General features: G+C 44.7%; 10 protein-coding genes, 1 pseudogene and 1 riboswitch. Of the genes and pseudogenes, 3 read left to right on the forward strand and 8 right to left on the reverse strand.

Features of this window, described 5'->3' with window-relative positions; all coding sequences use genetic code 11:
- Nucleotides 1-74 precede the first annotated feature (74 nt).
- A complete protein-coding gene (gene gtfA, locus MHB56_RS09965; protein ID WP_076302404.1) occupies nucleotides 75-1,517 on the reverse strand; it encodes a sucrose phosphorylase in 1,443 nt (480 codons plus the stop codon).
- A 372-nt stretch (nucleotides 1,518-1,889) separates the two neighbouring features.
- On the opposite strand from gtfA, the gene MHB56_RS09970 reads away from it, so the two are divergent.
- Both MHB56_RS09970 and MHB56_RS09975 read left to right on the forward strand, forming a co-directional pair.
- Entirely contained in the window at nucleotides 1,890-2,882 is a 993-nt protein-coding gene (locus MHB56_RS09970) for a LacI family DNA-binding transcriptional regulator (RefSeq protein ID WP_341143534.1), read from the forward strand.
- Nucleotides 2,883-3,082: 200 nt separating this feature from the next.
- Entirely contained in the window at nucleotides 3,083-5,077 is a 1,995-nt protein-coding gene (locus tag MHB56_RS09975; RefSeq protein WP_341143535.1) for an exosporium glycoprotein BclB-related protein, read from the forward strand.
- A 455-nt stretch (nucleotides 5,078-5,532) separates the two neighbouring features.
- Here MHB56_RS09975 and MHB56_RS09980 read toward each other — a convergent pair whose 3' ends face one another.
- The 4 genes from MHB56_RS09980 to MHB56_RS09995 all read right to left on the reverse strand — a co-directional run bounded on the left by MHB56_RS09980 (nucleotide 5,533) and on the right by MHB56_RS09995 (nucleotide 10,167).
- Nucleotides 5,533-6,645 carry a cysteine desulfurase family protein gene (locus MHB56_RS09980; protein WP_341143536.1) on the reverse strand — a complete coding sequence of 371 codons (1,113 nt, stop codon included), beginning with the start codon at nucleotides 6,643-6,645 and terminating at the stop codon, nucleotides 5,533-5,535.
- A gap of 35 nt (nucleotides 6,646-6,680) precedes the next feature.
- Nucleotides 6,681-7,718, reverse strand: a complete 1,038-nt coding sequence (mnmH, locus tag MHB56_RS09985; RefSeq protein WP_341143537.1) for a tRNA 2-selenouridine(34) synthase MnmH — start codon at nucleotides 7,716-7,718, stop codon at nucleotides 6,681-6,683.
- 58 nt (nucleotides 7,719-7,776) lie between these two features.
- On the reverse strand, nucleotides 7,777-8,838 hold the full coding sequence (selD, locus tag MHB56_RS09990) for a selenide, water dikinase SelD (RefSeq protein WP_341144366.1): 1,062 nt from the start codon (nucleotides 8,836-8,838) through the stop codon (nucleotides 7,777-7,779).
- Between the two features lie 519 nt (nucleotides 8,839-9,357).
- Nucleotides 9,358-10,167 (reverse strand): alpha/beta fold hydrolase, encoded by an 810-nt coding sequence (locus MHB56_RS09995; RefSeq protein WP_339169733.1) that lies wholly within the window; start codon nucleotides 10,165-10,167, stop codon nucleotides 9,358-9,360.
- 105 nt (nucleotides 10,168-10,272) lie between these two features.
- A riboswitch (cyclic di-AMP (ydaO/yuaA leader) is annotated at nucleotides 10,273-10,459 on the reverse strand.
- Nucleotides 10,460-10,705: 246 nt separating this feature from the next.
- On the opposite strand from MHB56_RS09995, the pseudogene MHB56_RS10000 reads away from it, so the two are divergent.
- Nucleotides 10,706-10,816: pseudogene (locus tag MHB56_RS10000) on the forward strand (glyoxalase); the annotation flags it as partial.
- A 77-nt stretch (nucleotides 10,817-10,893) separates the two neighbouring features.
- On the opposite strand, the gene MHB56_RS10005 reads toward MHB56_RS10000, so the two are convergent.
- The 3 genes from MHB56_RS10005 to MHB56_RS10015 form a co-directional block, all read right to left on the reverse strand.
- Entirely contained in the window at nucleotides 10,894-11,067 is a 174-nt protein-coding gene (locus MHB56_RS10005) for a hypothetical protein (protein WP_169744809.1), read from the reverse strand.
- 84 nt (nucleotides 11,068-11,151) lie between these two features.
- Entirely contained in the window at nucleotides 11,152-11,946 is a 795-nt protein-coding gene (locus MHB56_RS10010; RefSeq protein ID WP_445667743.1) for a Nif3-like dinuclear metal center hexameric protein, read from the reverse strand.
- A 24-nt stretch (nucleotides 11,947-11,970) separates the two neighbouring features.
- The gene (locus MHB56_RS10015) at nucleotides 11,971-14,025 is read right to left on the reverse strand and encodes an alpha-glucuronidase family glycosyl hydrolase (protein WP_341143538.1); all 2,055 of its coding nucleotides are present in this window, start codon (nucleotides 14,023-14,025) and stop codon (nucleotides 11,971-11,973) included.
- Between the last annotated feature and the right edge of the window lie 5 nt (nucleotides 14,026-14,030).

Here is a 14,030-nt window from a genome sequence, read left to right on the forward strand (position 1 = left end):
ATCCCCCAAAAAGAAAGGTGCTCCAGCAGCCATTACATTGGCCTTTGGAACACCTTTCGATATCAAAGGAAATATTAAAATACCTTCGCAATATTTGCTTCATTCTCACCTGCAAGAATGGTGTATTCTTTGGTCAACAGATTAGCTTCAAGCTTCGCCACACTGTTTTCATTTTTCCAAGTGATGTTCAGCTCATTCTCACTACCTTGTTCAATCTTGATCTCACCATTAAAAGCTGGACAGCTATTTCTGAATTTCAACAATGCGAACAGCTTTTGAACAACAGGACGTTGTACCTCAGCAGCAATTTCATCTTTAGAATAATAATGGCGGTTAATATTGCGTCCTTCTTTTGTGCTTTCGAGCAGCTCAATATCATTCTCGCCAGCGAATAGACCTACATAATAAATCTGTGGAATACCAGGGGCGAAGCACTGAATAGCTCTGGCCAAAAGATATGCCTGATCATCATTGCCAAGTGCAGAATAATAAGTGCAGTTAATTTGATAAATATCCAGATTATTATAAGCGGCGGAGCTATATTTTTTCTTAACATTTGCTCCTTGGCTATATAGGCTTTCTCTGGTCATCTCAGCTTCTTCGTCGGTCATCAGATCCTTAACATCCACTACGCCAATGCCGTCATGTGTATCCAGGGTAGTGAATTGTTTTCTCGGACAGATTTCCAGCCAATGCGCAAGCCGATTTACTTTTCCACTGTATAGAGCATGTAATACCAACATTGGCAGGGCGAAATCATAGACATAATAATCCTTGTCTGCAATCTTCAATTGAATGCTGTAATGCTCATGGATTTCCGGAAGAACAGTTACGCCATAAGGCTCCACTACTTCTTTAGACAAATTCAACATTTCCCAAATATCCGGTTCTACGAAAAAGCAGTTGGTACCCATCTTTTTGTTGGCATAGGCAAAAGCGTCCAGCCGGATAATCGATGCTCCTTTATCAGCAAGGAAGGTCAGATTGTCTTTTACAAATTTCTTCGTAGTTTCCGTAGTCACGTCCAGATCGATCTGCTGCTCATCAAACGTACACCAAACCTTTTCCTTCGTCCCATCTTTAAAGGTAACCTCTACGTATGGCGCCCGCGGTTTACGTTTATAAATTAAATCCACATCAACCTCAGTTGGTTCACCGTTAGGCCAGAAATCCTTGTAACGAATAAATAAATCCTTGTACTGCGATGCATCCTTCTTCTCAAGGAAATCTTGAAAGTATGGAGACTGCTGTGAAATGTGATTGATCATGAAATCATACATCATGTAGAACTTCTCGCTCATCTCTTCGATTTCCGCCCAGTCGCCAAAAGCCGAATCAACCTTCGTATAATCCATCGGAGCAAATCCCCGGTCGCCCGAAGAGGGGTAAAACGGCAATAAATGAACCCCACCCACGACTCCTTGCAAGTGTGTATCCAGTACTTCGTTTAGTTCTTTTAAATTGTTTCCCATGCTATCTGCGTAAGTGATAAGCATAGCTTCATTTTTAATCTGCATATTGGCGTTCTCCTTCTATTTCAATTTATACACTCTTGCTTCATAAGGTCTGAGAAATCATCAAACTAATGCAACTTATGAAAGCGTTCTCCTAACGATCTTGTTCCTCCCTAGATGAAGGTTTATTCAAAACCAATTTTATAGATGCGCAAATAATATGTCAAACGTTTTCATATAATTAAATCAATAAAATATGGGTATAATGATTGATTTTTAATATTATATCTAAATATTTGTGGTAACGTATAACATACCTATTATAACTATCAGAAACTATCTATGCTTTTACAATTGTTAGTCTCGATTAGTGTCAACAATCCAAGAAAGTTGTAGAATATAGATTAGAGCATTTTATGAAACGGGGATGAGGGTATGGCAAGTATTAAAGATGTTGCCAAGGAGGCGGGCGTTGCTGTAGCTACCGTGTCCAGAGTAATGAACAACCGGGGATATATCAGCAAAGAGACGCGTAAAAAAGTTGAAAAAGCGATGGACGCCTTAGATTATCATCCTAATCAAATCGCCAGAGCCTTACAGAAGAATCAATCCTTTTTTATTGGGATTATTGTTCCAGATTCAAATCACCCTTTCTTTTCCGATCTCATCAAGTATGTTGAAATGAGTACTAATGAAAAAAACTATAAATTGCTAATATGCAATTCTCTTGACGATCCTGAGAAGGAAGCCAACTATATTAGCATGCTTCGCCAGAATCAAGTAGATGGCATTATCATGTGTAGCCACACCATGAATATTGAAAGCTATAAAAAGGTCCCTTTCCCTATTGTCTCTTTTGACCGTTTTATTTCCTCCAATATCCCTTGTGTGGGATCGGATAATTACCGCGGTGGTGAGCTAGCTACCGAACATTTGATACAGCTGGGCTGTAAACGGTTGCTACATATCTCCGGCCCGCTAGATCTGGATATTCTAGCGAATCGTCGTCGGGATGCTTTTGTCATCACAAGTATGAAACATGGTGTAACTTACGATATTATCGAAGGCGCGCACAACAAGCTTACCTTTGATTATTTTTGGTCCTTTGTCACCGAAAATATCTCTCCGGCCCAACTTCGAGAATATGATGGAGTATTTTGCAGTAATGATATTGTGGCTTATGCTTTATACATTTATGCTGAACAGCAAGGCATTCGAGTGCCCGAGCAACTGAAAATCATCGGTTATGATTACCACAGCTTTACCCGCATGCTTCAGAGTCCTAAATTGACTACCATTATGCAACCTAGTGATCGAATCGGGGTCATGCTGACCAATACTCTCCTGCAAATGATCGAAAGTGCTGACGGAGAGCTAATCAACAACACTACTGTAGACGTAACTCTCATTAAAGGAGAGACTACTTAACGTATCTATTAAAAAGGTAGACTACCGTAATTAGCGGTGGCCTGCCTTTTTTGTATTGCTTCATTAATAACGACTTTCAGGAATAACGGCTTTTAGGGCGATTTTTGTAACAACTTCCGCTTCTCAGAATATGCTGATTGGGCAGGTTCCCATTTTTCAAAGGAATGAACAGGAGAAGTTCAAGGAGGAGATATAGAAATATGCCTGATTACAGACCATTTAAAGGCGATGCTATCCTAAACAAGCATGGAAGGATCAGCAGTCCTATTAGAAAGAGGGAGTGTAACGCACTATTAAAAATAGTCACTGATCTCTCTGCAGTGGTACCCCCCGTACTTACGAATCCCACAACACTTCATATTGCCAATCTACAAAGAGTGTTAAGAGAACTATTGGAATTCTTGCATACCTCTAAGTTATGCAGTCCTTTTAGAACTGAGCTACTTTCTGTAGTAGAGATAACCATTGTATCGACCGAAGTCAGTCCCTTCTCTGTCGTAAGCGTGGGCACCAATCTTCAACTGTTGTTAGCTGAGTTATTATCTTTTATTCTCGCCACGAAGATTGACTCTAATTGTAAAGATCAGTTGATTATTCAGATCAGACATATTCAAGCTTCTATTACACAAGCAATCGGATTGCCTATTAAAGGTGCGACTGGACCTCAAGGGCCACAGGGACCTCAGGGTCCGCAAGGAGCGCAAGGGGTTCCGGGCGTAAAGGGAACCACCGGGGCAGGGCTGCAAGGAATTGTTGCTTTTAATCCTGCATTAAGCCCTACTTATCCAGCAGGTCAAGTAGTAACCTTTAATGGCAGTACCTATATTGCTATTGTTGCTGGACCAACGGGAACACCTGGAAGTTCACCAGACTATTTATTAATTGCTGGTGGCTCCACAGGCCCCCAAGGACCGCAAGGACCGCAAGGACCACAAGGCCCTCAAGGAAAGCCTGGACTTCAAGGACCTCAGGGACCACAAGGGGTAGGGCTGCAAGGGATTGTAATATTTAATCCTGCACAAAGTCCTACTTATCCAGCAGGTCAAGTAGTAACCTTCAATGGCAGCACCTATATAGCTACCGTTTCCGGACCTACTGGAATACCCGGGAGTTCACCAGATTACTTGTTAATCGCTGGTGGCGCGGTGGGACCGCAAGGACCACAGGGTGTGCAAGGGATTCAAGGACCAACAGGTGCGCAAGGACCAGCGGGTCCAGGCGTAGGAGCAACTGGAGCCACGGGCTCGACTGGTGCTGCCGGCTTGGCGGGCCCTGCCGGTGCAACGGGAGCGACGGGCGACCCGGGCGCGGTCGGCGTTGCCGGAGCTACGGGTGCCACAGGGGCGACTGGTGATCCGGGGGCGGTCGGCGTTGCCGGAGCTACGGGTGCAACGGGCGCGACGGGTGATCCCGGCGCGGTCGGCGTTGCCGGAGCTACCGGTGTAACGGGTGCCACGGGTGATCCCGGCGCGGTCGGCGTTGCCGGAGCTACGGGGGCGACTGGCGCGACTGGTGATCCGGGGGCAGTCGGCATTGCCGGAGCTACGGGTGCAACGGGCGCCACGGGTGATCCCGGCGCGGTCGGCGTTGCCGGAGCTACCGGTGTAACGGGTGCCACGGGTGATCCCGGCGCGGTTGGAGCTACTGGCATTACCGGAGTCACTGGTGCAACCGGTAACGGTGCAATTATTCCGCTGGCATCCGGAGGACCTATTATTATGACCACAGTTTTGGGTGGTTTGGTTGGAACAACAAGTCTTGTAGGCTTCGGAAGTTCAGCCACAGGCATTTCGCTTGTTGGCGGTAATATTGATTTGACAGGTACTCTCCTTGGACCGCTTATCAACTTTGCATTCTCAACTCCTCGAGCAGGAGTAATAACTTCCATTGCTGCTTACTTCAGTAATACCATAGCTTTATCGCTACTTGGTACTACGATAAATGTAACAGCACAGTTGTACCAATCGACCACACCAAATAATACATTTACTGCTATTCCAGGGGCAACAGTCCCACTTCCACCTATCACCGGTACTATTAATCTTGGAACTTTTGTCAGCGGAATTACGAATGGTATCAATTTTGCTGTAACTCCACAGACACGTTTGCTTATGGTATTCTCAGCCACCGCTACAGGCCTCACCCTTGTAAATACAGTCACTGGTTATGCAAGTGCTGGCTTTACGATTGTATAATCACTAAAACAAATTTTAAAAAAGCATCTGCGATTCCTTTTGAAGGAATGACAGATGCTTTTTTTTGTAATATGCGGGTTCAACTTCTTGATCCTTCGGACTCAAATGCCGCTATTCGTTAATTTATCACTGTTTAGAGAGATTATCGGACCTGAGAGGCGCTATTGGGCAGAAATGATGCTCAATTTTGTCTATTTTGTACAAATAGCGACTATGGGGTCCTATAACAACCCAAAAAGAGGAAAATGTTGCAGATAAGAGCGCCTGAGTCCGATAGCGAGTCCGTTCACTGAGATTCATAATCCGTTCACTGAGAGTCATAGTCCGTTCACTGAGAGTCATAGTCCGTCCACTGGAAGTCAAAGTCCGTCCACTGGAAGTCAAAGTCCGTTCACTAGGATTCACACTTTGTCACTGTTTGCAAAAACGAACCTCACAACTAATACGATTTCAGCTTATAACAAATACACCTTCAGCTTATCGATGACCTCATCGATTTCCGCTGTAGTCGTATATCGTCCCACACTAAAACGAACCGCCCCCCGTCCAATGTTCTCCGACACATGCATAGCCTTTAAAACAGGCGAAATCAACGTTTCACCGGAATGGCACGCCGAGCCAGTTGAAGCAGCCACAGCTTCCAGGGAATCGATAATTTCATGACCCACTGCTCCAAGAAAACTAACGTTAAGGGTGTTAGGCAAGCGCTTGTGTTTATGACCATTCAAATGAATTTTTTCGCCAAAAGACTCCTGCAGTCTTCCATAGAAATACTCCGTAACTTGCTTAACTCTTTTTCTAGAATCAGAGTCAGCAGCAAGCTCGCAGGCTTTTCCTAAGCCAATAATGTAGGGTGTATTTTCTGTCCCCGCTCTTCGCCCCTGTTCATGGCCCGCACCGTGTATCAAAGGCTCAATGTGAATGCCGTCCCGAATGTACAATGCTCCAATGCCTTTGGGCGCATATAATTTATGGCCTGCAAGCGTTAGAAAATCCACCCCTAAATCCGCTACATCGAGGTCTACTTTTCCCGCAGATTGTGAAGCATCTGTATGAATAAGAATGCCCCGTTCGTGGCAGACCTCAGCTATTTCCTTGATCGGCTGGATCGTACCCGTTTCGTTATTAGAGTGCATGATGGAGACCAGAATGGTTTGGTCCGTGAGCTGCTTTTTCACATCGTCAACCTGCACCATTCCATACGAGTCAACAGGTACATAAGTCAGGTTGTATCCCATCTGCTCCAGGTACTGACAAGGTTTAATTACCGCTGGATGCTCAATAGCAGACAGGATAATGTGATTACCTTTATGGCGATACGTTTGGGCTACTCCTTTAATGACAGTATTATTAGACTCACTACCCCCACTGGTAAAAAGCACCTCACCCGGCGCACAATTCAGGAAATCAGCCACCTGTGTTCTTGCCTGCTCTATTCCGAGTTTAGCTTCCCGCCCCAAAGAATGACTGCTTGAAGGATTCCCAAAATGACCGTAAAGATAAGGGATCATAACCTCTACTACTTCCTTATCTACTGGTGTTGTAGCGTTGTAATCTAAATAGATCATATTAAGTAAAGCCCCCTTTAACCATAACGCGAAACTTATACTTCTTGATGTTTTAAAAAAGAACGCACAGCAGTCTCAGCTTCATCCAGATTATTCACTTTAAAAGTAACTCTCTCAATGCCTTCATACTGAGTGGACGTATAATCGTATCTAGGATCATAGTAATATTCTAGCAGCAGCGCCACAGCTTCGCCGAACAAATCTGCCTGCAAGCATCGCTCGATTTCTGCCGCAATAGGGATATGAATTCGGGATTTAATACTCCGAAATGCAGAAATACATTGCTCCTTGTATTCTTCTGGCCGATAATCCTCAAGGATTTGCTCCACTCTGGCATGTAAAGGCATCTCAATCCAGATCTGTGTTCCGATCTCTTTTTGCTCGGCCATAAACGGGGGCATCACTACCTTACCAATCTTTTTGCTCTCCGCTTCAAATAGTACATAAGGAGAATCCCCGATCTTAATTAACTCCTCTAAAAGAAGACTATCGAACGTTTTTTGATTGTTCGCACGAAGGCCAATCTCACCAAAAATAGAACCACGGTGACCTGCCATCCCTTCCAAATCCAGAACAGGATACCCCTGTGTCTTCAGGCGGTGTAACAGATTGGTTTTACCTGTGCCTGTATTTCCGTGAATCACATAAGACTTCGCCTTACATTCATAGGACTCCAATTCGTCGAGCACCCATTTACGATAAGCCTTATAGCCGCCTATCAGCCGGTAAGCATGAATATCCATTAAAGAGAGTACGGTCGCAGTTGTACGGCTGCGCATACCTCCCCTCCAGCAGAATACAGCTTTGTCTCCTTGAATCGCTGCAAATTCTTTGACAAAAGAAGGCAGTTTTGCCGCAGCAATCTCCAAACCACGTTCTTTCGCGGCCTGCACACTTGTCTGTTTATACAACGTCCCTACTTCAGCCCGTTCCTGATCATCAAAAAAGGGAATATTCAAACTATCCGGCAGCGTTGCATCTTTATATTCAGAAGGAGATCTAACATCAATAATGGTGATCTGCTTCTTGTTTTTTAACACTCTAAGTTCTTCCAGTGTAATGTCCTGAAACAATATGCTCTCTCCTCTGGTGGCTAACCTTCATAATTTGCTCTAAGCTGATATACAACAGTTATTCCACAGCAGCTATAACCGTAATCTGACCCGGATGCTCTTCCGTTACCTCTCCGATCAATGCCGCTTCTACCCCTGCATCTACTAACTCTTTTAGCAAATCTTCGCTTTGTTCAGGGGCCACAGAGATCAGCAATCCGCCAGAAGTCACAGCGTCACATAGAATATAGCGGCTTAGTTGGTCCATCTCTTCCGGATAAAGAATGCTGCCTTCCAGATGGGCAAAGTTATTCTTAGTGCCTCCTGGAACAAATCCCTGTTCCGCAAGCTCTCTTACTCTTGGCAGCATCGGTACATCGCCTTGACGAATGATCAGGCCCGTGCCGCTCCCTTTAGCCATTTCCGAGGCATGTCCCAGTAGCCCAAATCCGGTAACATCTGTACAAGCATGTACATCATAAGGCTCCATGATTTCAGCCGCTTTTTTATTCAAAGTAGACATTACTGTCGTAAGGCGTGTGGTTTCTTCAGGAGATAGCTGATCCTTTTTAATGGAAGTTGTTAAGATCCCCACACCGATAGGCTTCGTTAGAATCAGCTTGTCTCCCACCTTGGCGCTCGCATTCGTTCTTACTTTGTCAGGATGCACAAGGCCCGTAACGGCCAATCCGAATTTGGGCTCTTTATCGTCGATGGAATGTCCGCCCACAAGAGTAGCTCCTGCTTCCTGTACTTTATCCGCTGCACCGCGCAAAATGTCACCGAGAATACTTTTATCTAAAACAGAAATAGGGAAGGCCACAATATTAAGCACCGTAAGCGGCTTTCCACCCATCGCATAAATATCACTTAATGCATTGGCTGCTGCAATTTGACCAAATGAATAGGGATCATCCACGATCGGCGTGAAAAAATCAACAGTTTGCACTAACGCTAATTCATCACTTAAACGGTACACCCCTGCATCATCACTAGTGTCCAGACCTACAAGTAGATCCGGGTTAGGAACAGTTGGTGGCAGACTGCGAATAACCTGCATGAGATCAGCGGGACCGATTTTGCAGCCGCAGCCCCCTTTTGAAGATAATGAAGTCAGTTTTATAGTTTCAGCTTGAGACATCATGACTCAGCTCCTTTAGTATGAATTATCTTAATCTTACACGAGTAGACCGCATTGTACAAAATGCAAGAGTAGCAGATGTGCTGCTTGTTACGCCTTCCTCTATACACTTACCATCACTACTTAGGTCTACCGTTCTTTCCCACGTCGGGTGAGCTATATTTGATGCTGTGGTAGGGTGGGACATTAAGTGGCGTTCTAGGTACAATATGCTTGTAAATGTTCAACATCCATCGGTTAGTAAAATAACCAAAGGCTGGCTCATTCGTAGATTTTACTACTGATAAGCCAGCCTTTAGTTGGATGTCCATTATATTAGGGAAATCCTCCCTAAAAACATCCTATTATTAGGGAAGTTTTCCCTAATCCATGTTCTAGGAGCCATAATCTCCTTCACTTTAGGGAGAATTCCCCTAAAGTTCAACCCAAAAGGACGTCCCATAGCCAGCTCGTGCTCCCTGGCTATGGGACGTCTTTTTTCTCACTTAAACGCTTCGCTTGTGAAGGTCTCCCAATAGATCAGCTAATCTGCTGAGTACCCTGCTGCTTCTCTAAGAAACGTTGAAGAATCGCATTGAATTGCTCCGGTTGGCACAGATTACTTGGATCTAATGCGTTCGGAATAATCGCCAACTGCGCATGTGGCAGCTGAGACACCATTTCCTTCATACAATTCACTCCAAATTCATTAAAGTCCCCTACAATACATAAAGCAGGACGTTTAAAAGCCTTTAAGCATCTGGTGTAATCAACATGGCTCGTAGCCAGCCTTTGCCGATATAGCTCCCGGGGACGTTTGTCCAGCAGCCCTCTTCTAATCTCATTGTAGGCCAGACTCCAGCGCTCTCGGTACATCATCCGAATCGAAGGCAACACCAGCTCGCTTGGGAGATAATACATTAGTAAACTGCAATATGCTGCCATAGTTTGTATTTTCCCTACTATTGTTGATCCGTGAGTCCTACAAAAGCTATCCGCAACCACAATGGCTTTTACACGCTCAGGATATTGTTTGGCAATATGCTGAACGACTAAGCCACCATAGGCGATTCCTACAAAAACTGCTTCACGGATACCTAGGTCATTCAACAGCATAATCAGATCCAGACATTGCGTCTCAATAATCTCATGTGGGGCCTCCAGCAGTTTACCAGACTTGCCATTCCCCCGTAAATCGCACAAAATCACTTTATATTTATCGGAAAAATACTCCAGCTGTGGTTTGAACATACTGTGTGTTAATCCATGTCCATGGATAAACACAACCGGAGTGCCAGTTCCATTGATTTCATAATAGAGCGAAGTTCCGTTCAGTTTAGCGATAGGCAAAGGTAACACCTCTTTCATAATAAATTCTACGACTATATCTGCTTAAAAACGCAGCAAAAAACCACAGAGGGATTCTCTGTGGCTATTCATCACTAAACACGCCATTCATCCTCTCTCCATACGCTTACGAGGTTAGCTGTCGGATTCGGGCAGTGAGAGTTGCCCTACCTGCAGGGATGCATATTATGCACCCGGAACAGGATTCACCCCATAACCAGTGCCGACTCTCACATCGGCTGCCAGTTGTTGGTTCCCCCGCTTTCCAGAAACGGAAATTAAGCGGATTGCTTATGTAATTGTAAATTTAAGATAATTCTCAGTTCTGAGATGAATCATACTCTTGTAAGGTTTTCTTGTAAAGGAGGGCTCTGGTCAAAATAATGTTGAAAGCAATGCTTTTCATTTCATATTAAGCATACTCTTCATTTTCTCTTTCTTTTGCTCTTGTTTACTCGTTTTCTTTAGAAAAACAGCTCTGAAGCAAGCGAAAAAGGGGGTGATTCACCAGTACTTTCCTATTTAATAAGAAACGACAATCTTCAATACCAATATTGGGCCAGTTTCTGTACCTTGGGGTGTTCGTCGTTTCTATGTCCCCGATCCGTTTGGCAAGCTTGTTAATATTATTTCACATGAACAGCACGAATGATTTCATAAAAAAGAAAAAAGCTAAGCAGAATCAGAGATCTCCCCCTGTCCACTTAGCTTCCTTTTACAATACTATGGCTACAAAAGATCGGCGTTTTTCAATGCATGCTCCCAGCTTGGAAAAAAGAACAGCGCACTTCTCATAAGCTCTGGGTCGCTTTGCTTCACTTGTTTTTTACTGATCGAGCTTCCGTCGCTTTGCAGCTTTTTGATCCGACTTAATACTTCATCAGCCTCCAAAGGAATTTCCATTGAAACACTCCTTTCTCAGTGACCTGTTTCCCTTCATTTTCTCCATAATATGTTTATTTATTCCGTACTCTTAATTTCCCCAGATTAAACCATCTGATAGATGGGTTGTTCAGCAATGAACCGGGTAGGAAGCATGGGATATTTGTCTGCTAAGATTTCAGCTAAATATTTCATCCCCGGCGCTTCACTCTCCGCATGACCTAACATGATGAGCGCTTTAGATCTGCCTTGGTGCCCTGCATCCCGCACATATTCCGGAGTCTCCCACTCTGGTCCCTCTCCAGCGATAATTAAATCAAGATTGTGATCATTAAAAAGCGGAATAGCCATCATCCCGCCTCCTCTGTAACCTACTAATATCCCTACGCGTTTGCAGGACAGAGACAGGTCACCAGCAGCGCGTACATAAGAGATGCCTAGCTTACTTTTAATATACTGAGCAGCTTCCATTACAGTCATAGCAGGAATAGTGAGAATCGTAGCAGCCGCTTGCTGCTCTTCCACATAGTCTGACCAATCCAGCTCTCGCAGCAAGCCCATCATAATCCCATCCGGCTCTTGCCGATGCCAATAATCATGATAACGAAAAATAGCTATTGGGGAATGTTCGATCAGACTTTTTTTCGCATGATAAACCGGATCAGCTTCTAACCACTCGCTCGCTGCATGATGGCTATAAAATACACCTTCATGCGTGATCAGCAAATTGGCTCCTAACGCTATTGCTTGCTCCACAATATTTTGTGTGGCAGAGAAGGCCGTAATAATCCCTGTGACTTCAGTTTCCGGTTCCCCTGGGTTCAGAATATCCACAGTCCCTTCTACCTGTTCCACAGTTCCCATTAAATCTTTCAAAATCGCTCTAATCGTGAGGCTCACTATCATCATCCCTCGAATCGAAATCTAATAAATCTTTCTGCCTTTAAGATCCTCAATTCCGCTCTTACGGTAAAAATACGTATTGATCCGATCTCTCCATTCCTGCGCATGCTCTGCTTGCTCTTCAAGACGTTGCTTCACTTGCACATACAATCCACTATCCATGCTGCCTTCAAGTGATTCCCATGTTGCTAGAAGCTGTGCAGCCTGCTCTGCCCCTTCGAAATGAGTATCGTAGATATGTTGTATAACCGTTTGCCCCGATTGCAGAACATGCGTGTATGGAACATGATGGAAGAACAGCAGCAGCTCTTCTGGACAAGACGCTAGATTCTCATAATTTGATGCATTAAGACCCATATACTGTCCGCTATACCCCGTTCCCGATTTGACTGAACGATCCACACCAATGCCCTTATGATCCGCATAATGGTACGTTCCCCACTTGGCGTATTCATATCCATCCACATTCGGCCCATAATGATGATCCGGATTAACCATCCAGCCCACACCTAATGGAGCTGTGTAAGATTCGTAAATCCTCCATGAGTCCATTAACATCCCGCGAATAGCAACCACTAGACCTTTATCAGTGCCAAAGGTAAGGCGAATCCATTCCTCAGCTATTTCTTTTGCCGTCAGCTCCGGATTCCAAATTAATCTCCCATATCCATACAGATTGGCTTGAGCTAACCCATGCCCCGTCCAGTTCATGTCATCCCCGACATTAGTTACAGCAGCCACACCATTATACTTATTTCCCCACACCGATCCGTCCACAATATGTTTCACAAGCGTAGTTTGCCCTTTGGCATAAGTATTGAAATCAAGGACTTCTTTCCACTGTGGAACAAGATAACAGAGATGCCGCTGCTGCCCCGTATATTCTTGAGCAATCTGAAACTCCATCAGATGATTGGTATGTTCCAGTGCGCCAAACAGCGGAGATACCGGTTCTCTGACTTGAAAATCCATCGGTCCATTCTTGATTTGCAGCACTACATTATCATTAAATCGGCCATCCAATGGTTTGAAATGATCATACGCTGCTCTGGCCCGATCGGTCTTACGGTCACGCCAATCCTGCTTGCAGTTATATACGAAACAACGCCAAATCACGATTCCGCCAAACGGCTCCAGTGCTTCTCCAAGCATATTAGCGCCATCGGCATGGTCACGCCCGTAAGTGAATGGCCCTGGTCGATTTTCTGAATCTGCTTTGACCACAAACCCGCCAAAATCAGGGATCACTCGATAAACCTCACCAGCCTTATCTTTCCACCATTGCCGCACCGCTGGGTCCAGTGGATCAGCTGTCTCCAATGCTCCGATCTGTATCGGACTGGCAAAGTTAGCACTGAGGAATAGCTTAATTCCGTATACGCGGAATATTCCTGCAATTAACGCGATATCAGGCAAATATTGCTCCGTTATAAATAGAGATTCAAGCTCATGAACATTCACATTGTTAATCGAAATCGCGTTGATCCCCACAGAGGACATCAATCTGGCATAATCACGCAGCCGCTTTGTATCGTTAAGAAATTGATTGGACTCGTAAAAAAAGGACCGTCCAGCATAGCCACGTTCAATACTGCCATCAAAATTATCCCAGTGATTAATCATTCGCAGGCCGTTCCCCGGATTCATAGACAAATTCAGAGCGTCTATCTCGCTTTCTGTTCCTATCAGCCGTAACAGATGGAATACGCCATACAATATTCCAACAGGCGTTGAAGCACCGACAGCGATACATTGCTCAGTAGCATTTGTACGTATAAGGAAACCTTCAGGACCCAGTGAATCGGTTCGTTCTCCTGCGAATACTCTACTAATTAATGGATTCCCCCCTTGGAAGGTTCCTATAACGATACACGGTCCTTCAGGTTTCGCTGTGAGCAGTGGCGCTTTGCCCAGCATAGAGGTCATCCCCTGTATGAATTCCGCGGCTGCCGCCTGAATCGTCTCGTTGTCCTCCGTTACTACCAACTCAACACACCAATCTATATATTGATTGTATAGAGATCCTGATTTCAGCTGACCATAATTGAGCCAAGCCTCATAAGCGGTATTTGTCATGTTTA

The organism is Paenibacillus sp. FSL H8-0315 (assembly GCF_038005365.1).
Classification (GTDB): Bacteria; Bacillota; Bacilli; order Paenibacillales; family Paenibacillaceae; genus Paenibacillus_AQ; species Paenibacillus_AQ odorifer.